Source organism: Stenotrophomonas sp. FSL W7-1447 (assembly GCF_037966425.1).
GTDB lineage: Bacteria > Pseudomonadota > Gammaproteobacteria > Xanthomonadales > Xanthomonadaceae > Stenotrophomonas > Stenotrophomonas pavanii.
The window spans coordinates 373,280-393,461 of record NZ_CP150199.1; the positions used below are offsets into that span (position 1 = coordinate 373,280).

The 20,182-nt window shown below is 68.2% G+C and carries 22 protein-coding genes; 7 read left to right on the forward strand and 15 right to left on the reverse strand.

Annotation, left to right across the window (positions count from 1 at the left end; genetic code table 11):
* Positions 1 to 460: 460 nt before the first annotated feature.
* The 9 genes from NSQ78_RS01675 to NSQ78_RS01715 form a co-directional block, all read right to left on the reverse strand.
* Positions 461 to 997 (reverse strand): cytochrome b, encoded by a 537-nt coding sequence (locus NSQ78_RS01675; RefSeq protein ID WP_057494446.1) that lies wholly within the window; start codon positions 995 to 997, stop codon positions 461 to 463.
* A complete protein-coding gene (locus tag NSQ78_RS01680; RefSeq protein WP_049470011.1) occupies positions 994 to 2,097 on the reverse strand; it encodes a catalase family peroxidase in 1,104 nt (367 codons plus the stop codon). Before NSQ78_RS01680 ends, NSQ78_RS01675 begins: the two co-directional genes overlap by 4 nt.
* Positions 2,098 to 2,237: 140 nt before the next feature.
* Positions 2,238 to 3,605, reverse strand: a complete 1,368-nt coding sequence (locus NSQ78_RS01685) for a M17 family metallopeptidase (RefSeq protein ID WP_064237489.1) — start codon at positions 3,603 to 3,605, stop codon at positions 2,238 to 2,240.
* 3 nt (positions 3,606 to 3,608) lie between these two features.
* Entirely contained in the window at positions 3,609 to 4,328 is a 720-nt protein-coding gene (locus NSQ78_RS01690) for an HAD-IA family hydrolase (RefSeq protein WP_049470017.1), read from the reverse strand.
* Positions 4,329 to 4,359: 31 nt separating this feature from the next.
* On the reverse strand, positions 4,360 to 5,469 hold the full coding sequence (locus tag NSQ78_RS01695; RefSeq protein WP_049470021.1) for an AI-2E family transporter: 1,110 nt from the start codon (positions 5,467 to 5,469) through the stop codon (positions 4,360 to 4,362).
* A gap of 67 nt (positions 5,470 to 5,536) precedes the next feature.
* The gene (locus NSQ78_RS01700) at positions 5,537 to 5,992 is read right to left on the reverse strand and encodes a hypothetical protein (protein WP_049470024.1); all 456 of its coding nucleotides are present in this window, start codon (positions 5,990 to 5,992) and stop codon (positions 5,537 to 5,539) included.
* The gene (locus NSQ78_RS01705; protein WP_049465970.1) at positions 5,989 to 6,459 is read right to left on the reverse strand and encodes a phage holin family protein; all 471 of its coding nucleotides are present in this window, start codon (positions 6,457 to 6,459) and stop codon (positions 5,989 to 5,991) included. Before NSQ78_RS01705 ends, NSQ78_RS01700 begins: the two co-directional genes overlap by 4 nt.
* Before the next feature lie 8 nt (positions 6,460 to 6,467).
* Positions 6,468 to 6,833 (reverse strand): hypothetical protein, encoded by a 366-nt coding sequence (locus NSQ78_RS01710; RefSeq protein WP_053461944.1) that lies wholly within the window; start codon positions 6,831 to 6,833, stop codon positions 6,468 to 6,470.
* A 101-nt stretch (positions 6,834 to 6,934) separates the two neighbouring features.
* Positions 6,935 to 8,368, reverse strand: coding sequence for a Do family serine endopeptidase (locus tag NSQ78_RS01715; RefSeq protein WP_049465966.1), 1,434 nt, complete (start codon positions 8,366 to 8,368; stop codon positions 6,935 to 6,937).
* Positions 8,369 to 8,858: 490 nt separating this feature from the next.
* Between NSQ78_RS01715 and NSQ78_RS01720 the strand changes: the two genes are divergently transcribed.
* A complete protein-coding gene (locus NSQ78_RS01720; RefSeq protein ID WP_064237490.1) occupies positions 8,859 to 9,749 on the forward strand; it encodes a hypothetical protein in 891 nt (296 codons plus the stop codon).
* Between the two features lie 105 nt (positions 9,750 to 9,854).
* The gene (locus NSQ78_RS01725) at positions 9,855 to 10,541 is read left to right on the forward strand and encodes a hypothetical protein (protein WP_053461946.1); all 687 of its coding nucleotides are present in this window, start codon (positions 9,855 to 9,857) and stop codon (positions 10,539 to 10,541) included.
* A 15-nt stretch (positions 10,542 to 10,556) separates the two neighbouring features.
* Here the strand turns inward: NSQ78_RS01725 and NSQ78_RS01730 are convergent, their stop codons facing one another.
* Positions 10,557 to 10,916, reverse strand: a complete 360-nt coding sequence (locus NSQ78_RS01730; RefSeq protein WP_053461947.1) for a DUF1428 domain-containing protein — start codon at positions 10,914 to 10,916, stop codon at positions 10,557 to 10,559.
* Positions 10,917 to 11,199: 283 nt separating this feature from the next.
* Between NSQ78_RS01730 and NSQ78_RS01735 the strand changes: the two genes are divergently transcribed.
* Both NSQ78_RS01735 and NSQ78_RS01740 read left to right on the forward strand, forming a co-directional pair.
* Positions 11,200 to 11,772: an Ax21 family protein gene (locus NSQ78_RS01735; protein ID WP_049465959.1), complete on the forward strand. Its 573-nt coding sequence runs from the start codon at positions 11,200 to 11,202 to the stop codon at positions 11,770 to 11,772.
* Positions 11,773 to 11,970: 198 nt separating this feature from the next.
* On the forward strand, positions 11,971 to 12,648 hold the full coding sequence (locus NSQ78_RS01740; protein WP_064237491.1) for a response regulator transcription factor: 678 nt from the start codon (positions 11,971 to 11,973) through the stop codon (positions 12,646 to 12,648).
* A 6-nt stretch (positions 12,649 to 12,654) separates the two neighbouring features.
* Here NSQ78_RS01740 and NSQ78_RS01745 read toward each other — a convergent pair whose 3' ends face one another.
* On the reverse strand, positions 12,655 to 13,044 hold the full coding sequence (locus NSQ78_RS01745) for a DUF6165 family protein (protein WP_010486915.1): 390 nt from the start codon (positions 13,042 to 13,044) through the stop codon (positions 12,655 to 12,657).
* A 178-nt stretch (positions 13,045 to 13,222) separates the two neighbouring features.
* On the opposite strand from NSQ78_RS01745, the gene NSQ78_RS01750 reads away from it, so the two are divergent.
* A complete protein-coding gene (locus tag NSQ78_RS01750) occupies positions 13,223 to 13,921 on the forward strand; it encodes a TorF family putative porin (RefSeq protein WP_049465953.1) in 699 nt (232 codons plus the stop codon).
* Here the strand turns inward: NSQ78_RS01750 and NSQ78_RS01755 are convergent.
* Complete coding sequence (locus tag NSQ78_RS01755; protein ID WP_337589301.1) at positions 13,918 to 15,111, reverse strand: MFS transporter; 1,194 nt, start codon at positions 15,109 to 15,111, stop codon at positions 13,918 to 13,920. The two genes, NSQ78_RS01750 and NSQ78_RS01755, sit on opposite strands and share 4 nt — an antisense overlap.
* Positions 15,112 to 15,209: 98 nt before the next feature.
* Here NSQ78_RS01755 and NSQ78_RS01760 point away from each other — a divergent pair, with 98 nt between their 5' ends.
* Positions 15,210 to 16,097 (forward strand): LysR family transcriptional regulator, encoded by an 888-nt coding sequence (locus NSQ78_RS01760; RefSeq protein ID WP_064237493.1) that lies wholly within the window; start codon positions 15,210 to 15,212, stop codon positions 16,095 to 16,097.
* Here NSQ78_RS01760 and NSQ78_RS01765 read toward each other — a convergent pair.
* Positions 16,066 to 16,533, reverse strand: a complete 468-nt coding sequence (locus NSQ78_RS01765) for a DUF1456 family protein (protein WP_049465947.1) — start codon at positions 16,531 to 16,533, stop codon at positions 16,066 to 16,068. The two genes, NSQ78_RS01760 and NSQ78_RS01765, sit on opposite strands and share 32 nt — an antisense overlap.
* Positions 16,534 to 16,680: 147 nt before the next feature.
* On the opposite strand from NSQ78_RS01765, the gene NSQ78_RS01770 reads away from it, so the two are divergent.
* The gene (locus tag NSQ78_RS01770) at positions 16,681 to 17,433 is read left to right on the forward strand and encodes an SDR family NAD(P)-dependent oxidoreductase (protein WP_064237494.1); all 753 of its coding nucleotides are present in this window, start codon (positions 16,681 to 16,683) and stop codon (positions 17,431 to 17,433) included.
* An 89-nt stretch (positions 17,434 to 17,522) separates the two neighbouring features.
* On the opposite strand, the gene NSQ78_RS01775 is transcribed toward NSQ78_RS01770, so the two are convergent.
* Together NSQ78_RS01775 and argS are read right to left on the reverse strand one after the other, a co-directional pair.
* Entirely contained in the window at positions 17,523 to 18,404 is an 882-nt protein-coding gene (locus NSQ78_RS01775; protein WP_339207702.1) for an SPOR domain-containing protein, read from the reverse strand.
* Positions 18,405 to 18,425: 21 nt separating this feature from the next.
* A complete protein-coding gene (argS, locus tag NSQ78_RS01780) occupies positions 18,426 to 20,114 on the reverse strand; it encodes an arginine--tRNA ligase (protein ID WP_049465941.1) in 1,689 nt (562 codons plus the stop codon).
* Positions 20,115 to 20,182 lie beyond the last annotated feature (68 nt).

Below are 20,182 nucleotides of genomic sequence, written 5' to 3' on the forward strand. Positions count from 1 at the left end.
AACCAAAGAAACACGCCGCCAGAGCGCGAGCCGTCGCTACGCGACGGTTCCCTGCGCTTCTCGGCGAATCAGGGGACGGCGCCGAACTCGCTGCGCTCAGACACCGGCGCCTCTACGCCCCTGATTCCCCTGCGATGCTCGGCTCGCTAAAAGGCGGACCCAACGTCAAAGGCAGAAGCAGCACCCAGTAGATCCACGCCATGCGTGGATGCTCTTGCTGTTGATCTTGACCTTCCAGTCCGCCTTGAGCGCAGGGTACCGGCGTGCGCAGCACGTCGACTCGCGCCCCCGGCGGCGTGTTTCTTTGGTTACTTTCTTGATGGCGCACATCCATGTGCGCCACCCTACGGGCCGGCTACGCCGTTCCACGCTGCTCCTGCAGCGTGGTGCACGCGCAAAGAAAGTGACACCCCCGCGGTCGCGGAAACAACCCGCCGGGAACTCCCGGCGAACCCGATCATCACTCCTTGCCGCGCGCCATCGCCTGGAACACCCCGTCACGCCGCACCCACAGGTGGAACAGCGCCGCACCCACATGCATCAGCACCGTGGCAAACAACACATAGGCCAGCAGGCTGTGCGCATTGCGCAACGCGGCATACAGCGCCGGAGTGTGCGGCACGATCGGCGGCAGGTGCAGGCCACCCCACAGCACGATCGGGTAGCCGCCGGCCGACAGCATCGCCCAGCCGATCAGCGGCATCGCCAGCATCAGTGCATACAGCATCCAGTGCGAAGCCTTGGCCGCCATCACCTGCCACACCGGAAGATCCGCCGGCAGCGGCGGCGGGCGATGCCGCAGCCGGTTGTAGAGGCGCAGCAGCACCAGTACGCCGAGGGCGATGCCCAATGGGCGGTGCAGGTCGATCAGCATCGGCCGCAGGTGCAGCGAGGCGACCATGGTCACACCGATGAACAGCATGGCAATGATCATCAGCGCCATGGACCAGTGCAGCACCCGCGCCAGCAGGTTGAAGTGGCCGTTACCGGTGCTCATCGTGCGGCCTCCTTCGGTGGCTCGACGTTACCGCTGGCGCGCTCGCGTTCGCGGCGGTTGAAGGACTGCGAATAGACCGCCGAGCGTGCCGCCAGGATGGGGTCGTCACTGCCGCGCACGCCGCTGGGCAGGATCAACGGATCGAAGTTGATCTGGCCACACGCACCCTGTTCCTGCGATTGCATGTGGTCCAGGCTGAGCACGCCGGCCACCACCTGGTCACGTGATTCCGGCCAGGGTACCGATGGATCGTCGATGGCATCGCCGGGCTCGGCAGTGGTCACGACCAGGTTCCAGCGCACCGGGCCCTTGGCCAGGCGCTGCTGCAGTTCCTCGCTGAGGAAATCGACGCTGGCCTGCTTGCGCGTTTCCGCGTCCATTTCCACTACCGGTGCCTGCGGCTGCCAGCGCCAGCGCACCGCACGCTTCTGGCCCTGCGCGTTGGTGAACCAGAAGCTGTTGACACTGTTGAAGGTGGTGTCGGCCCAGCTGCTGGTCCAGGGTGCCGTCTTCGCCCACTGCTGGAACGCCTGTGCGCTCGGGTACCTGGCCAGCACCGCCGCCATCTTCTGCGGGTCGGGCTTGCCGGTGGCCGGGTCGGGAATGGAGGCACGGGTCTGCTCGTAGAACGCCTCGGCGCTGGGCACAGCGAAGAACGGGAAGCTGTTCATCGCCATCCGCCATTCCTGGCCATCGTCGCTGACCAACTGCACCGCCAGGCTGCGCACGCGTGCGGTGTTGTCGGCGCCGTAGGGATCACCGCCACCGATCGACAGGCGGCCCATCACCGGTACGCGGGCCTGCGAGAACACCCGCGCGCTGGACAGGGTGGGGGCCTGCGCGCTGGGTTCGAACCAGCCGCTTACGCAGATGCCCTTGCTGTGCGCACGACGGAAGCCCGGATGGGCCGGGCCGGTGGCCTCGATGGTGTCGGTGAAGCGCTGCGCGGTGAGGCGGTCGCCCATCCAGCCGGCCAGCCAGGCGAAGGCCAGCGCGACGCCACCCAGGATGAGTGCGATCAATGCGATCCAGAGCAGCGGCGAATGCCTGCGCGGTGCGCCTGCCGTCTGGCCGGCGCGGGTGTAGCGGAAGAGCGACATGGTCGGAGTCCTGCCTTCACGGAGCGTGTGGGTGGTCGACCCTCACATCCTCGCAGAACCCGGCCGGGGCCGGAATTCAATTTTTCGTCAGATTTGCCGACCCCGCTTGGGGACGCGCCGGGCCGTGCCCGGCGCCGCCATCATGCGTAACGCGCCTTGAGCATCGCCCACGCCGAACGCAGGGCCAGCGCCTCGCCACCGGCCGGGCGTCCCGGGCGCTCGCCGTCGTTCCAGGCGTACACGTCCAGATGCGCCCAGCGCTGGCCGTCTTCGAGGAAGCGTTCCAGGTACAGCGCGGCGGTCACCGAGCCGGCCATGCGCGAACCGGCGTTGGCCAGGTCGGCGATGCCGCTGCTCAGGTAACGCAGGTAGGGGCGCCACAGCGGCATGCGCCAGACCGGGTCACGGGTGGCGTCGCCGGCCTGCAGCCACTGCTGGGCCACGCTGTCGTCATTGCTGAAGAGCGCCGGCAGGTCCGGACCCAGCGCAATGCGTGCAGCGCCGGTAAGGGTGGCGAAGTCCAGCACCAGGTCAGGCTTCTGCTCGCTGGCGAAGGTCAGCGCATCGCACAGGATCACCCGGCCTTCGGCGTCGGTGTTGTCGATCTCCACGCTCAGGCCCTTGCGGGTGGCGATCACTTCGCCCGGGCGGAACGCATCCGGGCCGATCGCGTTTTCCACCGCCGGCACCAGCAGGGTCAGGCGCACCGGCAGCCCGCGCGCCATCACCAGGCCGGCCAGCGCCAGTGCATGCGCGGCGCCGCCCATGTCCTTCTTCATGTTGCGCATGCCGTCGGCCGGCTTGATGTCCAGCCCGCCGGTATCGAAGCAGACGCCCTTGCCGACCAGCACCAGCGCCGGATCGGTGTCCTTGCCCCAGCGCAGCACGACCAGGCGCGGCGCGCGGTGCGACGCACGGCCGACGGCGTGGATGGCCGGGAAGTTCTGCTTCAGCAGTTCATCGCCGGTGATCGCCTCGACCTGCGCGCCATGGGCAGCGGCCAGGGCACGCGCGGCGTCTTCCAGCTGCTGCGGGCCCATGTCTTCGGTCGGGGTATTGACCCAGTCGCGCACGCGCAGGCTGGCAGCGATCAGGTCGGCCACTTCCCCGGACGGTGCCGCCACCAGCTGTGCCGGCGCACGGTTGCGCTTGCGGTAGCGGTCGAAGCGGTAGCTGCCCAGGCCCCAGCCCAGCTGCAGCAGTGCCTGTTCGGCGGCCGGCAGTTCGTTGGCCAGCTGCCACACGCTGCCTTCGGGCAGTGCGTGCGGGGCGTGCGCATAGCTGTAGGCATCGGCGCGGTCGCCGACGCCGATCACGGCGCCGGCCAGGCCATCGGCGCCCGGCAGCAACGCCACGCTGTGCGCGCCGGCGCTGAAGCCCTGCGACGCCAGCCAGGCCTGGGTGGCGGCCGGTTGGCCGTCCTTCCAGGCCGCGAACTGTTCGCGGTCCAGCACGTACAGCGGCAGTGCTGCGCCGCTGTCGGCGGTGAAACCAGTGATCTCGCTCATGCGTCAGGTACTCCGGGATGCGGCGGCGTCGAGGTTGGCGTCCAACCAGTCGGCCAGGCCGGTGAGGGTGTCGAACTGCAGGTCCGGCTGCAGCTGCGGATGGGTCCAGGTGGCTGCGTCGCGGTTGATCCAGCAGCCGCGCAGGCCGGCGGCGATCGCCCCGGCCACGTCCATCTCGGCGTGGTCGCCGACATGCAGTACCTGTGCCGGCACCACGCCGAGGCGGGTGCAGGCAGCGTGGAAGATGCTTGCTTCGGGCTTGGCCGCGCCGTGTTCGCGCGCGCCCAGCTGGAAGGCGAAGTGATGGGCCAGGCCGATCCGTTCCAGGTCGGCATTGCCATTGCTCAACGCAGCCACCGGCACCCGCGCGGCAATCCGCGCCAGCGCATCGATCGCATCGGGGTAGCACTCGACCTGGTTGCGCGCGGCGTAGAACACCTCATACGCCGGCTCCAGCAGGTCCAGGCTGGCGCCACTGCTGTGCAGCGCTTCGTGCAGGGTCAGCCGGCGCAGTTCGCTGAGGTCGTGGTGCAGATGCGGGTGGGCGTGGTACAGCCGCTCGCGCAGTTCGCGCATCGCGGCCACCGGATACATCGCGGCGGTGGCGGGGCTGTGTTCACGCATCCATGCGTGCAGGACCTGCTCGATGCGGGCGCCGATCGGAGCGAACGGCCACAGCGTGTCGTCGAGGTCGAGGGTGATGGCTTGGACGGGGAAATTCACCCCGCCATTCTACGCCTGCCCGCGCGGGCTTTCATTCCAGCAGCCGCGCCCAGCCCTGGGTGCCATCCAGCCGTGCCAGCACCAGTTTGATGCATACCAGCAGGGGCACCGCCAGCAGCAGGCCGATCATGCCCCAGGCCCAGCCGAACACCATCAGCGCCAGGATCAGCACCAGCGGTGACAGCTTCATGCGCCGGCCCAGCACGATCGGGGTCACCATCTGCCCTTCCAGCGTGTGCAGGGCCAGGTAGGCGGCGGCCGGCAGCAGCGCCTGCAGCGGGTCGGGGAATTCCACGAAGCCCATCAGCAGCATCAGCGCCACGCCGATCAGCGGGCCCACGTAGGGCGCAAAATTCAGCAGCGCGGCGACCGTGCCCCACAACAGCGCTTCCTGCAGGCCGATGCCGAGCAGCATCAGCACGCCGGCGAACACCAGCCCGACCAGCGTATTGATCACGCTGATGGTCAGCACATAGCGCGAGACCTCGCGCTCGATCGAACGCAGGATGTCGGTGGTGAAGCGCTGCTGCTGGCGGTTGGGCAACAGGGCGATCGCCGCGCGCTGCAGGCTCTGCCCGTAGATCATGAAGAACAGCGTCAGCAACACCACCGCCAGTACCGATGCCGCCAGTCGGGGGGCACGGGTCAGCATGCGGTACGGGTCGTCCAGCTGGGTGCGGATCACCTGCACCTTGTGGTTGCTGTCACCGCCGGCCACGCGCGCGAAGTTCTCCGCGGCCTGGTTGGCCTGCTGCACCGGCTTGGTCAGGTTCTGTACCTGGCGGGCGACCTTGCGCAGCTGCTGCGGCGCTTCCTGCGCCCATTCCATCGCCGGGCCGATCAGCTGCACTGCCAGCGAACCGGTCACGCCCAGGCCGGCGCCGAGGATCAGCAGTGCGCCCAGGGCGCGCGGAATCCACAGCTTCTGCAGCAGGCGCAGGATCGGATTGCCGACCAGCGCGAAGAACATCGCCAGCAGCACCGGCAGGATGATGTCCTGCGCGGCCCACAGCGTGTATCCGACGGCCAGCGTTGCCAGCACCACCAGTGACATCGGCCCGCGCGGGCGCGAGGGAGGCGGCAGCGGCGCGTCCGGTTCCTGTGGATCGGCCGGTGACGGGGACAGGAGGGACTCGCTCATCGACGCACCAGCCGGAAAGGGAAACGCATTATCCGCCGGCCGTCTGCGGCACGGCGGTTTCCATGGATCAACGTTCGGACAGCTCGGTGGCCGCTTCGGCCGGACGCGGTTCGCGCAGCTCCGCTTCCGGCACCGGTCGCGGCGCCGGTGCGGGCCGTGCGTCGGCGGCGGAGACGGCTGCCTGCGCCTGTTCGCTCGCATCGCCGGCTTCTTCGGCCGCGTCGTCGGCTGTGGCTGCCGCCTGTGCCGCCATCGCGGTGGCGAACGCCGCCTGTGCGCTGGCGAACAGGTTCGAGACCGAACCGGCCATCTGCAGCCAGCGCGCACCGTTCACCTTGCCTGGCACTTCCAGCTTGCCGGCGATGAAACCGCCGGCCAGTCCGACCACGACGATGCGCAGCGGCGACCAGCCCCGGCGCCAGACCTGGCTGAGCGTGGACCAGTGGTCCTGGGTTTCGACCAGGCGCACGGTCACCACCTGTTCGCAGCGTTTTACCCGCCGCTGCAGCGCACCGAACTTCATGGCTTGCCCTCGGGCAGCTGCACCTCGGCATCCGGATCGTCCTCGCTGGGCTCGTCGAACAGCCCCAGGCGTGACAGTTGGCGCCGGGTGGCGTGCATGCCGGTGTGGTGGAAGAAGTAGGACACCCGCCAGATGGCATAGCCGGTGACGGCCAGGCTCAGCAGCGAGGTGATCAGCAGCGCCTGCAGCCAGCTCAGCCCCCAGCTCTGCAGCAGCGCGATGAGGGTGGCCGCCATCAGCAGCCAGGCCGAGGCACCAAATACGATCGCCACGCCGGCCCAGGCCAGCGCACGGCCGAAGGCACTGCGGGCCAGGGCGAAGTCGGCCGAGGCCAGCCGGCGCAGCGAGCGCACGGTGTGCTTGGCCGAATCGGCGGCGGCACGACCGGCCGCGCCGACCTGGCGGATGCTCTCATCCAGCGGCGGGGTGGCCGCCGGATCAGGGGCTTGCGCGTTGTCTTCGCTCACGCCGCGGCTTACTTGTCGCTGCTGCCGCGGGCCAGCTTGGCAATGATCCAGCCGGTAGCGAAGGCGACGCCGAACGAGGCCAGCGGACGCTCGCGGATCAGCTCGGCGGCGCTGTCGATCAGGTCCTTGCCCTTGTCCATCAGTGCGTCGACCTGTTCCTTGGCGGCGGCACCGCCGAACTCGGCGGCGGCCAGGCCGGACAGCGCGCTGTCGGACAGCTCGGCCTTCACGTTGGCCTTGCCGATGCGCAGCTCGTCGGTTGCTGCACCGGTGGCGCCCTTGATCGCACCGCCGGCGGCGCTGGCGGCCTGCTTCAGGTGGGAACCGGCTTCACCCAGGTGTTCCTTCAGGTTCTCGGTATTGGTGGGGCTCATCGAATCACTCCTGTTGCGATGGGGGAACGGGCGTCGGCGGTGCCGACCTGGACTGACAGCAATACCATTGCCAGGGTATAGGGGGTGTTACGGCAGGGCGATCAGCGCATCACGAGCTGGCCCTGCTGCTGGCCGTTGTTGCGCAGCACGCGCACCACCAGGGTCGGCGGGCGTTGCTGGAAGTTGGCACGCCAGCTGGCCAGATCGGCGAACTCACCGACGGTGGCGTCGGTGATGATGTCGCCCTGCTGCAGGCCATTGCTGGCCGCGCGGCTGCCGCGCTTGACCTCGCTGACCAGTACGCCGCCGACACCCGATTGCCGCAGCGACTCGGGCAGGTCGACAAAGGTCGCGCCGGTCAGGCGCGGGTCCAGGCTCTCACCGCTGACCGCACGCGCCTGTTCCTTCAGCGTTGCCTTGATCTGCAGGGGCTTGCCTTCGCGGCGCACGTCCAGCGTCATCGGGCTGCCGACCGCCGCCAGGCCTTCCACGTTGTGCAGCGCTTCGGCGCTGTCCACGCGCTGGCCGTTTGCCGAAACCACCACGTCGCCCGGCTTCAGTCCGGCCGCGGCCGCGGCCGAGCCGGCCAGTACCCGCGTGATCAGCGCGCCACGGGTTTCGCCCAGGCCCAGGCCCTGCGCGATCTGCGCGGTCAGGTTCTGGCTCTCCACGCCCAGCGTGCCACGCACCACCACGCCGTGCTTGACCAGCTGGTCCACCACGCTGCGCGCCAGGTTGGACGGAATGGCCAGGCCCAGGCCGATGTTGCCGGCCATGCTGCCCTGCGGGTTGAAGCTGGCGGTGTTGATGCCGACCAGCTGGCCCTGCAGGTCGACCAGCGCGCCACCGGAGTTGCCCGGGTTGATCGACGCGTCGGTCTGGATGAAGTTCTGGTAGCCCAGCCCACGGATGCCGCTGCGGCCCACCGCCGAAACGATGCCCGAGGTGACCGTCTGGCTGAAGCCGAACGGATTGCCGATCGCCACCACGAAGTCGCCCACGCGCAGCTGGTCGCTGTTGCCGAGCTTGATGTCGGTCAGGTTCTGCGCCGGGATGCGGATCAGCGCGATGTCGGTATCGCGGTCCGAACCGAGGAACTCCGCTTTCACCGTGCGCCCGTCGGCCAGGGTCACCTGCACGTCATCGGCGTTATCGATGACGTGGTGGTTGGTCAGCACCAGGCCCTCCCGGGCGTCGATGATCACGCCCGAGCCCAGTGATTCATTGATGCGTTCCTGCGGGATGTCCGGGAACAGGCGGCGGAAGAACGGGTCGTTGAAGAAGGGGTTGCGCACGCGCACCACCTGCTTGGTATTGACGCTGACCACCGCCGGCATCGCCTTTTCCAGCATCGGCGCCAGCGACGGCACCGCCTGCCCGGCCACCGAGGCCGGCAGCGCCGCGGTGGTCGGCAGCACCGCAGGCAGTGGCGCTGCGTCGGCACGGTTGTCCAGGTGCGCATTGAGGCCGGTGGCAACGAAGCCGCCGAAGGCGGCGGCGATTGCGAGCGTGAGCAGGGTAGGTAGCGGTCGCATGGGAGTCGGTTCGCTGGCGTGGGTGGGGGCGGTTCGGCCCTACGGTAAAACAAGCTGAATGAGTGTGTCGCGATCTGGATAAATGCGCCATGAAAACGGCGTGCCTGGACGTCGGCGGCAGGGGCGGAAACAGGGCCGTAGCGACACACCGGGCAGCGGATTCGCGCGCCGCCGAAGGCGATCGCCGAGCGCGCCGGCCGCAGCCGAACCTTGCGCAGTTCCGCGCAAGCCGGCGCCGCAATGCGCCACGACACGTGCAGGCTGCCGCCTTCGCGCGGGCACGCGCGGGGCCTGCCGGACACCACGCGATGGGCGCGGCACATCGCTGAAAAAAAGGGGTTTGCTGCAAAGCGCAGGCGATGGTGGGGACGGCTGCGTACACCATCGGTGTCGCAGCAGATGCGATTGCGGGCGCATGCCCCGTTCCACGATCGTCAATGTCGGTATAGCATCGCCCCGTTTTGATACTTAAGGCCCGCAGGAGGGCAACATGAGCAACGGTAATGGTGTGTCGGTCGTGACCGACGCCGTCGAGAACGTCAAAGAAACCGCCACCAACGTTGGCGAGACCATCGCCCACGCTGCCGAAGACGCAGTGAAGTCGGTCAAGAAGACCGTCAAGCGCGCCACCAAGGCTGCCGGCACCCGCGTTGCCAAGGCCAGGAAGGCTGTCGCCAAGGTCGAGAAGACCGTGGCCAAGAAGGCCGAGAAGGCCGCCAAGTCGGTCGGCAAGACCGTTGCCAACGCCAGGAAGAAGCTGGAAGCGGCCAAGCAGAACGCCAAGGCCGAAGCCGCTGCCCTGAAGAAGGAAGTGGCCAAGAAGAAGGCCGCTGCGGGCAAGGCCGTGACCAAGAAGGCCGCCGCCGCCAAGAAGACCACCAAGGCCGCCACCCAGGCTGCCGGCAAGAAGGTCGCCACCGTGAAGAAGGCCGCCACCAAGAAGGCCGCCGTCGCGAAGAAGACCGTTGCCAAGAAGACCGCGGCCGCCAAGAAGGTGGTCGGCAAGAAGGTCGCCACCGCCAAGAAGGCTGTGGCCAAGAAGACCGTTGCCGCCAAGAAGGTCGCCGGCAAGAAGGCCGTGGCTGCGAAGAAGGTTGTCGGCAAGAAGGTTGCCGCCACCAAGAAGGTCGCTACCAAGAAGACCGCAGCCGCCAAGAAGGTGGTCGGCAAGAAGGCTGCTGTTGCCAAGAAGGCCGTCGGCAAGAAGACCGCCGCTGCCAAGAAGGTTGTCGGCAAGAAGACCGCCGTCGCCAAGAAGGCGGTGGGCAAGAAGGTCGCCGCCACCCGCAAGACGGTCGCCAAGAAGACTGCGCCGCTGAAGAAGGTCGCTGCCAAGAAGGCGCCGGCCAAGGCCGTGCGCAAGGTCGCCAAGCGCAAGTAATCGCGCCGTGACCGAAGGCCCTGCCGCCCATCGGGTGGCGGGGCCTTCGCGTTTCCGGGGCAGGGACTGGGGCAAGATGCAGGTTCTTCCCGCCGGAGCCCACGCATGCGCGGTATTGACTTCAGTTCCTGGCAGGGGGTGCTGTCCACGTTGGCCGGCCTGGTCCTGATCACCCTGCTGGGCGTGGGCATCCGCCTGCTGGTGATGCAGACCCTGCAGCAGCGCCGCGAGCGCGAGAACCGGCAGATCAACGAGCGGCTGCGCACGCTGATGGCGGCCTACAAGACCCTCGGTGGTTCGTTCACCGGCGAGCTGGGCGTGGATCCGCGCCATCGTCGCGACCTGGGCCAGCGCGAAGGTGCCGAAGCCATCGCCGAGCCGCGCTCGGACCGCGCGCGGCGCATCCGTGACGCGGTCGAAGCCGCATTGTCGGACATCCTGTTGCTGGGCACCGACGAACAGGTGCGGCTGGCCGCGCGTGCCGCCCATGAACTGGCGCAGGGGCGCCCGGTGCATACCCACGAACTGGTGGTGTCGCTGCGTGACTTCGTGCGCGAAGCACTGGACCTCGCCCCGATTCCGGCCGACCTGAAGATTCCACCGCAGGGCCCGACCCGGCCTGGTGCCAGTGGCGGTGGCAAGGGCCGCAATGATGGCGATGCCAGGAGTGGGCGTGCGGGCGGTGGCGGCGGGGGCGGCATGGGCGCCGGGATGGGCGGCATGGGCCTCGGTGCCGGCGCCGCACTGGGCGCCGGCCATGCCGCTGGCAGCGATGAAACGGACGCGCGCTGAGCACGTCCGCCGGCTTCAGCGCGTCAGCTCGTAGATCGGCACGAAGCCGCCGTAGATCATCCGCGCGCCGTCGAACGGCATCGGATTCTTCGCCGGATCCAGCCGTGGGTCCTCCATCATCTTCTTCATGCCGGCGTCGCGGGTCGGCTTGTCCGGCCATTCGATCCAGGAAAACACCACCGTCTCCTCCGGCGTGGCTTTCACCGCGCCGAAGAAGTCGGTGGTCTTGCCGTGCGGTACGTCGTCACCCCAGCACTCAACCACGCGCAGCGCGCCGTATTCGATGAACACCACGTCGCCGGCGCGCGCATGGGCGAGGAACTTCTCCTTGTTGGCGGTGGGTACCGCCAGGACGAAACCATCGATGTAGCTCATTGCCTGCCTCCGCATGGACCGTGCCGCATGCACGGTCTTCAAGTAACCGACGAACCCGGGCATCGCGGATCGACATCGGGGGAAAGGTGGGTGAAAGCTGGAAGCAGAATGCACGCGCGGCGCGCGCGTATGCCAGATAGAGCCTGAATCAAGCCAGAAAATTCAGCAATGCGAAGACTGCTGTTTTCAGGGAGCGTTGTGGCGAATAACGGAGAATTCACATTCCCGATGCGATGGCGCCTTGGCGCTGCTGCACACCATAAGAAAGTAAAGGTGTACCCCCATGAAGAATTCGCTGATTGCTCTGGCCCTGGCCGCTGCCCTGCCGTTCACCGCCTCGGCTGCTGAGAACCTGTCCTACAACTACGCCGAAGCCGACTACGCCAAGACCGACGTCGAAGGCATCAAGGCCGACGGCTGGGGCGTGAAGGGTTCGTACGGCTTCCTGCCGAACTTCCACGCCTTCGGCGAGTACAGCCGCCAGGAAATCGACCACACCAACCTGAAGGTTGACCAGTGGAAGATCGGTGCCGGCTACAACGTCGAAATCGCGCCGACCACCGACTTCGTTGCCCGCGTCGCCTACCAGAAGTTCGACCCGAAGCACGGCCTGGACTTCAACGGCTACAGCGCTGAAGCCGGTATCCGCACCGCCTTCGGCGCCCACGCCGAGGTCTACGGCATGGTCGGCTACGAAGACTACGCCAAGAAGCACGGCGTCAATCCGGATGGCCAGTGGTACGGCCGCCTGGGTGGTCAGGTCAAGCTGAACCAGAACTGGGGCCTGAACGGCGAGCTGAAGATGAACCGCCACGGCGACAAGGAATACACCGTCGGCCCGCGCTTCAGCTGGTAATTGCGCCCTCGGCGCGATTCCGCGCTGCAGACGCTTCGACAGGCCCGGCATTTGCCGGGCCTGTTGCATTTGCGGGGATGCAAAACGAAATGCCATCTGACTGGTGGCGTGCGCGGGCCGGGCATTGCAAGGAATTGGATTCCGCCGCTGCGGGCACCGGCCTACGGTGGATGCCCCATGTTGCCTGGACATGCCGCGATGCCGCCGACTCTCCCGCCCCTGCTGCCTGATCGGCCATGCCGCCTGGCGCTGCTGGACCCGCATCCTGTGCTGCGGTTGGGCGTGGAAGTGCTGCTGCGCCAGCACAGTGGCGTGCAGGTCCGGGTGAGCCTGTCCAGCGAGGCCCATCTGCTGCAGCTGCTGCAGCGCAGTCCACGCTGTGTCGACCTGCTGCTGATCGATGCGTTGCCGATGGGCAACCTGGGCGATGGCATGGCGTTGTTGCACGTGCTGTCGCAGCGCTGGCCGGCGCTGCCGGTACTGGTGCTTTCGGCGCACTGCAATGCCAGTACGGTAACGACCGCCATGCGTGCCGGCGCGCGTGGCTTCCTGTCCAAGTCGACGCCGCCGGACCTGCTGCTGCGCGCGATCGACGTGGTCGCCCGCGGAGGGCGCTTCGTGCCTCCGGAGCTGCGTGCGGCACTCAACCTGCCACGCACCCGCAGGATGCCGGCGCCCACGCTGGCGCCACTGAGCCGCCGCGAACGTGAAGTGCTCGGGCTGGTGCTGAAAGGGTTCAGCACCAGCGAAATGGCCCTGCGGTCAGGGCGCTCGGCCAGCACGATCAGTTCGCAGAAAACCTCGGCCTACCGCAAGCTCGGCATCCGCGGCGATGGCGACCTGTTCCGCTTCCGGCAGCTGCTGGATTGCGGATGAGCGCGCTCACTCGCCCTGGTACTGCTTCTCTTCCACCAGCGCCGAACCGGCCACGCGGTTGATCTCGTTCTTCACCTGCACGCGTTCGCCATTGGTGCCATAGACGCCGCGTGCCAGCTGGATGAACGCATCGTCGAACACCTGCGCCGCTTCCTTGTCGCGCAGCTGGTCCTGGATGTCCCACATGCGCTCGTTGATCGCCTTCAACTGCTGCTGCAGCGCGGCCAGCGCCGGCTGTGCCTGCAACTGCTGCTGCAACAGGGGCAGCAGGCCGTCCAGCTCGGTGCGCACGTTGGCCAGCTTGGCGGCGTCGTCGATGCGTTCGGCCTTGATCTGGAGAATGGTGATCTTGTCGATCAGCTCGCCGATCGATACCGGGGTCAGGATGGCGTCCACGCGGTTGGTTCCTGGAAACAGGGCGCCATGATACCGCGCCGCTGGCACATGGCCCCGATCCACGGGATTTACGCCGAATTTGCGCCGCTGGCCGGGCAGCACCCTCGATCCGTTACGGGCACGCGCCCGACACTGCCGTCCCGGCGGCGCGACCGCCTTCGACGAGGAACACAGTGCAGTGAACAGCAAGGGGATGATGGCGGCGGTGGTGGCCGCACTGGCAGGGCTGCTCGGGATCGGCAGCGCGCAGGCACAGGTGCAGGCCAGTGGCAGCGCCGCGTTGACCAGCGACTACGTGTGGCGCGGCAGTTCGCAGAGCGAGGGCGACCCGGCAGTACAGGCCGGCGCGAAGATCGCGATCGCATCGGGGTGGTACGCCAGCGTCTGGGGTTCCAACGTCTCGTTCAAACCGGACAATGGCGCGCGCAGCGAGTTCGATCTGGTGGCAGGCTGGTCCGGCGCGCTGGCACCGGACTGGACCCTGGATGCCAACCTGACCCGCTATGTGTACCCGGGCACCGGCCGCGCGCTGGACTGGACCGAGCTCAGCACCACCGCGACCTGGAAGCAGCGTGCCTGGCTGCAGGTCGCCCATTCCAACGATGCACTGGCCGGCGGACATCGCGGCACTTATGCCCAGCTGGGCGTGCGTGTGCCGCTGCATGAACGCTTCCGCCTGGAAGCGGCCGTGGGCCAGTACTGGCTGGCCACTGCACAGGGCCCGGATTACCTGCATGGCCAGCTCAGTGCCATTGCCACGCTGACCCCGGCATGGGAGCTGCGCGCCACCGTGCATGACACCGACAACGCCGCCAAGCGCCTGTTCCCGGGCAATGCCGGTGGACGCTGGGAGCTGGCGCTGCAGGGCAGCTTCTAGTTCGACGATGCCGCCTGGCGCGCACGCAGCGCGCCGGGCAGCCACAGCAGCAGCGCCAGCACGGCCACGGCGGTACCGGCCACGCACACGCCGGTCCAGCCGAAGCGCGGGTAGACCTGTGCCGACAGCAGTGAACCCAGCGAGCCGCCGATGAAGTAGCCGGTCATGTAGCCGGCATTGAGGCGGTTGCGCGCCGCAGGCTGCAGTGCGTAGATCAGGTTCTGGTTGCTGACGTGCAGCAGCTGCGCGGCCATGTCCAGCACCACCACGCCGATCAGCAGTGCCAACAACGAGTGCGACGACAGCCCCAGCGGCAGCCACGACAGCAGCAACAGCACCAGGGCGATGGCGGTGGCGCGACCGCTCTGGCCACGGTCGGACATGCGGCCGGCCAGGCCGGCGGCCAGCGTGCCGGCCGCACCCACCAGCCCGAACAGGCCGATCGTCGCGTCGCTGTAGCCGTAGGGCGGCTGTGCCAGCAGGAACGCGAGCGGTGTCCAGAAGATCGCGAACATGGCGAAGCTGCAGGCGCCCAGCAGCGTGCGCTGGCGCAGCACCGGTTCCTGCACGAACAGCACGCCGATCGAACGCAGCAACGCGAAATAACCCAGCCCTGCACTGTGGTGGAAGCGGGGCAGGCCGCGCTGCAGTGCCAGTGCAGTCAGCACCAGGGCGCCGGCGGCGATCGCATACACCAGCCGCCAGTCACCCAGGCTGGACAGCAGGCCGGCCACGGTGCGCGCCAGCAGGATGCCCAGCAGCAGGCCACTCATCAGCGTGCCGACCACGCGGCCACGGTGTTCCGGTGCCGCCAGCGTGGCCGCGAACGGCACCAGCACCTGGGCCACCACCGAAAACAGGCCGGTGATCGCGGTGCCCACCAGCAACCAGGTCAGCGACGGTGCGCAGGCACTGATCACCAGCCCGCCGGCCGACAGCAGGCTCATCACCACGATCAGGCGCCGGCGTTCGAACAGGTCGCCCAGCGGCACCAGCAGGATCAGGCCGGCGGCATAGCTCAGCTGCGCGGCGGTGACCACCATGCCGGCCTGGCCGAACGGCACGCCGAACGCGTCGGCGATGGTGTGCAGCAGTGGCTGCGCATAGTAGTTGCTGGCCACGGCCACGCCGGTGGCGACCGACATCAGCAGCACCTGCCAGCGGTGCAGAGGGGGGAGCGACGGACTCACGCGGTGTTCCAGCAAGTGGGGTACACAGTGTCCGCCTGCTGCGCGCATGATGGAAATGAATCATCATCATCCGTGTCATCTGGAAACAAGATAGCAGGATGAATCTCAAGCAGCTGGAGTTCGCCGTGGCCCTGGCCGAAGAGGGCAATTTCACCCGTGCCGCCGAACGCTGCCACGTGGTGCAGTCCGCGCTCAGCCACCAGATCGCCCATCTGGAACAGGAACTGGGTATCACGCTGTTCGAGCGCCTGCCGCGCCAGGTACGGGCCACCGCGGCCGGCGAGGCCTTGCTGGTGCATGCGCGCCAGGTGCAGGCCAGCCTGCGCCACCTGCGCGCCGACGTGGCCGCCGTCAGCGGCGAGATACGCGGACTGCTGGCCATCGGGCAGATCTCCTCGCTGGCCGGCATCGACCTGGTGGCGATGCTCGCGGCGTTCCAGCAGGTGCACCCGCAGGTGGAATTCCAGTTGCGGGTGGACAGGAGTGAGGACCTGATCGCGCAGGTGCAGTCGCGCGCGCTGGATGTGGCACTGGTCGGGCTGGCGCCCTCGGCGCCCCTGGACGGCGTCTGCCACCAGATGCTGCAGGAGGAGGATCTGGTGGCCGTGCTGGCGCCGTCGCATCGCCTGGCCGGGCAGCCGCGCCTGCCATTGACCGCACTGCAGGATGAGGCGCTGGTCGACTTCCCGCGCGGCACCGGTGCGCGCCGGCAGACCGACGATGCGTTCGCCGCCGCTGGCGTGCCGCACGCGGTGCGTTTCGAGGTCAACCTGATGGAACTGGTCGAACGCTTCGTCCGCCATGGGCTGGCCGTCGGCATCGTGCCGGCGTCGATCGCCGACGGCTTCGAGGGCGTGGTGCGGATTCCATTGCAGCCGACCCCGACCCGGCGCGTGCACCTGGTCTGGCAGCGACTGCCGGCGCCGGCCGCGCGCGCCTTCGTCGAGGCGGTGCTCAGCCGCGCAGGCGCAGGCTCAGGCCCTTGAGGAAGTTGCGCAGCATCTGGTCCAGGCAGCGCCGGTAGTTGGCGTGCCCGGGCTGGCGGAACAGCGCGCCGACTTCGGACTTGGACACGTTGAAGCCGGCGCTGGCGAAGATCTCCATCAGGTCCACGTCGCGCAGCTGGAAGGCCACCCGCAGCTTCTTCAGCACCAGGTTGTTGTCGATGCGGGTTTCCACCGCCCGCTGCGGCTGGCTCTCGTCGCGTCCGCGCAGGTGCACGATCAGGCCGTCGAGGAAGTGCGCCAGCGCGCTGTCGTTCATCGCCTCGAAACCGGCTTCGTCCTCGCGGCGCAGCCAGGCTTTCACCTGTTCGGTATCCACGGTGAAGGCCGGATCGGCCATCTGGCACAGGGCGACCACGTGCTGGTCACCCAGGTCCAGGGAATAGCGCACGCTGCGCAGGACATCGTTGTTGATCATGGCCCGATTGTACCGGTCACCCTGCAGCTGGGGTCAGATCCCGTTGCGGAGCAAGGGGGTCTGACCCCGGATCTGGCTGATCGGGCAACACAGAGGCCAACCGTCGGTGCCAGAATGGGGGTCTGGTTTTTCCCCTGGAGTTGCCTGATGACCCGCACTGTCCTGATTACCGGCGCCACGTCCGGCTTCGGCGCCGCCGCTGTCCACCGCTTCGCCCAGGCGGGCTGGAAGGTGATCGCCACCGGCCGCCGCAGTGAACGCCTGCAGCCGCTGGTCGAGCGCTACGGCAAGGACGTGGTGCACGCCGCCGTCTTCGATATCCGCGACGCGGTGGCGATGGAAGCGGCGCTGCTGGCGCTGCCGCCGGCCTTCGGCGAGATCGACCTGCTGGTCAACAACGCGGGCCTGGCGCAGGGCACCGCACCGGCACAGAGCGCCAGGCTGTCGGACTGGACCACGATGATCGACACCAACATCACCGCGCTGGTGACCCTGACCCACCGCCTGTTGCCGCAGCTGGTGGAGCGCAAGGGCGCGATCATCAACATTTCGTCGGTGGCCGGTGTCTACCCGTACCCGGGCGGCAATGCCTACGGCGGTACCAAGGCCTTCGTCAGCCAGTTCTCGCTCGGCCTGCGCTCGGACCTGCACGGCACCGGCGTGCGCGTGACCACGATCGAGCCGGGGATGGCCGAGACCGAGTTCACCGTGGTCCGCACCCATGGCGACCAGAACGCCTCGGACAAGCTGTACAGCGGTGCCAATCCAATGACGGCCGAAGACATCGCCGAACAGATCTTCTGGGTGGCCACGCTGCCGCCGCACTTGAACATCAATCGCCTGGAGCTGATGCCGGTCAGCCAGTCGTTCGCCGGTTTCCAGGTTGCCCGCGAGGGCTGACGCCGTGTGGAGAGTCGAGCCATGCTCGACTCAGCAGGAACAAAAAAAAAGCCGGGCACTGCCCGGCTTTTTCATTCAGATCGGCAGCCTCACTGCGCCTTGATCGCCATCGCCTGCAGGCCGGTGCCGTCCAGCTTCTGCTTGGCTTCGGACAGTTCGCTGGCGCTGCCGTACGGCCCCATGCGCACGCGGTACACGGTCTTGCCGTTGATCTGCGCCGACTCCACGCGTGCGGCCAGGCCCATCATCGCCAGCTTGGCCTTGGTGGCTTCGGCGTCGCCGGAGGCACCGAAGGCGCCTGCCTGCAGGATGTAGCGGGCGTTGTCGGCGGCCGCTGGTGCGGCAGCGGCCGTTGCCGGCGCGGTCTCCGCCCGCGGTGCCGCCGGGGTGGCCGCCGTGCTGGTGGACGCCGGCGCGGTGCTGGCCGGCGGCGTTGCCGCCGTCGGGCGCTCGCTCAGCGGTGCCGGCGCGGGCGGCTGTCGGCGGCCGCCGGTGCGGTGCTGGCGACGCTGGCGGTTGCCGCGGGGGCGGTGCTGGTAGGGTACCGGCTTGCCCTCCAGCGCGGCTTGCGCGCGCGACGCTTCCGCCTTGGCCCGGCGCTGGTCCTCGGCGCGCGCGCTGGCGGCCAGTTCGGCATCGGACATTTCCACTTCCTTGCCCGGCAGCAGGGTGTAGAAGTCGTACTGCGTCGCGGCGGGCTTCTCCGACTCGGCCGGCTTCGGCGTGGCCGGCGGTGCGGCCGGCTGGCCACCGACATCGCTGTCGGCATCAGCGACCGGGGCCGGCTGCGCGTTCGGGTTCGGCTGCGGGCCGGCGCGCAGGAAACCATCGCCATCGCCCTTGAACAGGTTCGGCGCCGCCAGGAACACCACGGCGGCGATCGCCACACCGGCCACCAGCCACACCCATCCGGGTGTGCCCTGGCTGCTGCTGTTGCGTCGTGCCTGGCTTTTGCCGCGTCGTGCTGCCATGTGTACTGCGTCTCCTGATGCTTACATTTTTTCCGGGGCGCTCACGCCCAGGAGTTCGAGGCCATTGGCCAGCACCTGGCGCGCCGCGCAGGCCAGGGTCAGCTTGGCGTTGCGGTCGGCGGCGTCGTCCACCAGCACCGGCGTCCCGTGATACCACGTGTGGAAGGCATGCGCCAATTCACGCAGGTATTGCGCCACCAGGTGCGGCTCCAGCGCCACGCCGGCCGCTTCCACCACTTCCGGGTACCGCGAGATCTCGTTCATCAGCAGCAGCGAGGCGTCGTCGGCCAGGCGGCCGAGATTGGCCAGGCCATCGCCCTGCTCGTAGACCAGGCCCTTTTCCTGTGCCTGGCGCAGCAGGCTGCACACGCGGGCGTGCGCGTACTGCACGTAGAACACCGGGTTGTCGTTGCTCTGCTGGCGGGCCAGGTCGATGTCGAAGGTCAGCTGCGAATCGGGCTTGCGCGCGATCAGGAACCAGCGGGTGGCATCGCGGCCGGCTTCCTCGATCAGGTCGCGCAGGGTGAAGTAGCTGCCGGCACGCTTGGACAGCTTCACTTCCTCGCCGCCGCGCATCACGGTGACCATCTGGTGCAGCACGTATTCCGGCCAGCCCTGCGGGATGCCCACTTCCAGCGCCTGCAGGCCGGCGCGCACGCGTGCCAGCGAACCGTGGTGGTCGGCGCCGAGTTCGGTGATCGCGCGCTCATAGCCGCGCTGCCACTTGGACAGGTGGTAGGCCACGTCCGGCACGAAGTAGGTGAAGGTGCCGTCGGACTTGCGCATCACGCGGTCCTTGTCGTCACCGAAGTCGGTACTGCGCAGCCACAGCGCGCCGCCTTCCTCATAGGTGTGGCCGGACGCCTGCAGCTTGGCCACGGCTTCGGCGACCTTGCCGTCGGCGTACAGCGAGCTTTCCAGGAAGTAGATGTCGAAGTCGACACCGAACGCGGCCAGGTCCAGGTTCTGCTCGTTGCGCAGGTAAGCCACCGCGAAACGACGGATCGCCTGCATGTCGTCCGGGTCCTTGGCGCCGACCACGATGCTGCCTTCCAGATCGACGCTGGCACCGGCCATGTAGGCGCGGGCGACATCGGCAATGTACTCACCGCGGTAGCCGCCTTCCGGCCAGCCGTCCTGATCGGGTGCGATGCCCTTGATCCGCGCCTGGGTGGACAGCGCCAGGTTCTCGATCTGCACGCCGGCGTCGTTGTAGTAGAACTCGCGCTTGGCATTCCAGCCGTTGGCATCGAGCACGCGGGCCACGCAGTCGCCGATGGCCGCTGCGCGGCCATGGCCGACGTGCAGCGGGCCGGTCGGGTTGGCCGAGACGTATTCCACGCCCACCGTGCGGCCGTTGCCGGAGAGGTTGCGGCCGTAATCGTGGCCTTCCTTGATGACCGAGGCGGCTTCGCGCTGGTACGCGGCCGGAGCCAGGTGGAAGTTGATGAAGCCGGGACCGGCGATCTCGACCTTGCTGACGTCCTCGCTGCGCGGCAGCGCCTCGACCAGCGCCTGCGCCAGTGCGCGCGGATTGCTGCGCGCGGCCTTGGCCAGCAGCATCGCGGCGTTGGTGGCGAAGTCGCCGTGGTCACGGGTCTTCGGGCGCTCGACCACGAAGTCCGGCGGCAGGGAGTCGGCGGGCAGGGTGCCATTGGCGCGCAAGGCTTCGATGCCTTGGCTGATCAGGGCGCGGAGGAGATTTTTCACGAGGCCTGCTGTGAGAATGAGCGGCGGAATCGCCCATTTTAGCGCAGATGCCCGCGCCCACGCTGACC

Excerpts from the sequence above, each read along its gene's own strand:
- NSQ78_RS01720 (WP_064237490.1), top strand. The coding sequence starts at position 8,859 with ATGAGCAACGGTAATGGTGTGTCGGTCGTGACCGACGCCGTCGAGAAC.
- NSQ78_RS01715 (WP_049465966.1), bottom strand. The coding sequence starts at position 8,368 with ATGCGACCGCTACCTACCCTGCTCACGCTCGCAATCGCCGCCGCCTTC.
- NSQ78_RS01675 (WP_057494446.1), bottom strand. The coding sequence starts at position 997 with ATGAGCACCGGTAACGGCCACTTCAACCTGCTGGCGCGGGTGCTGCAC.
- NSQ78_RS01725 (WP_053461946.1), top strand. The coding sequence starts at position 9,855 with ATGCGCGGTATTGACTTCAGTTCCTGGCAGGGGGTGCTGTCCACGTTG.
- NSQ78_RS01775 (WP_339207702.1), bottom strand. The coding sequence starts at position 18,404 with ATGGCAGCACGACGCGGCAAAAGCCAGGCACGACGCAACAGCAGCAGC.
- NSQ78_RS01765 (WP_049465947.1), bottom strand. The coding sequence starts at position 16,533 with ATGATCAACAACGATGTCCTGCGCAGCGTGCGCTATTCCCTGGACCTG.
- NSQ78_RS01760 (WP_064237493.1), top strand. The coding sequence starts at position 15,210 with ATGAATCTCAAGCAGCTGGAGTTCGCCGTGGCCCTGGCCGAAGAGGGC.
- NSQ78_RS01735 (WP_049465959.1), top strand. The coding sequence starts at position 11,200 with ATGAAGAATTCGCTGATTGCTCTGGCCCTGGCCGCTGCCCTGCCGTTC.
- NSQ78_RS01730 (WP_053461947.1), bottom strand. The coding sequence starts at position 10,916 with ATGAGCTACATCGATGGTTTCGTCCTGGCGGTACCCACCGCCAACAAG.
- NSQ78_RS01680 (WP_049470011.1), bottom strand. The coding sequence starts at position 2,097 with ATGTCGCTCTTCCGCTACACCCGCGCCGGCCAGACGGCAGGCGCACCG.
- NSQ78_RS01695 (WP_049470021.1), bottom strand. The coding sequence starts at position 5,469 with ATGAGCGAGTCCCTCCTGTCCCCGTCACCGGCCGATCCACAGGAACCG.
- NSQ78_RS01710 (WP_053461944.1), bottom strand. The coding sequence starts at position 6,833 with ATGAGCCCCACCAATACCGAGAACCTGAAGGAACACCTGGGTGAAGCC.
- NSQ78_RS01770 (WP_064237494.1), top strand. The coding sequence starts at position 16,681 with ATGACCCGCACTGTCCTGATTACCGGCGCCACGTCCGGCTTCGGCGCC.
- NSQ78_RS01685 (WP_064237489.1), bottom strand. The coding sequence starts at position 3,605 with ATGAGCGAGATCACTGGTTTCACCGCCGACAGCGGCGCAGCACTGCCG.
- NSQ78_RS01700 (WP_049470024.1), bottom strand. The coding sequence starts at position 5,992 with ATGAAGTTCGGTGCGCTGCAGCGGCGGGTAAAACGCTGCGAACAGGTG.
- NSQ78_RS01740 (WP_064237491.1), top strand. The coding sequence starts at position 11,971 with ATGCCGCCGACTCTCCCGCCCCTGCTGCCTGATCGGCCATGCCGCCTG.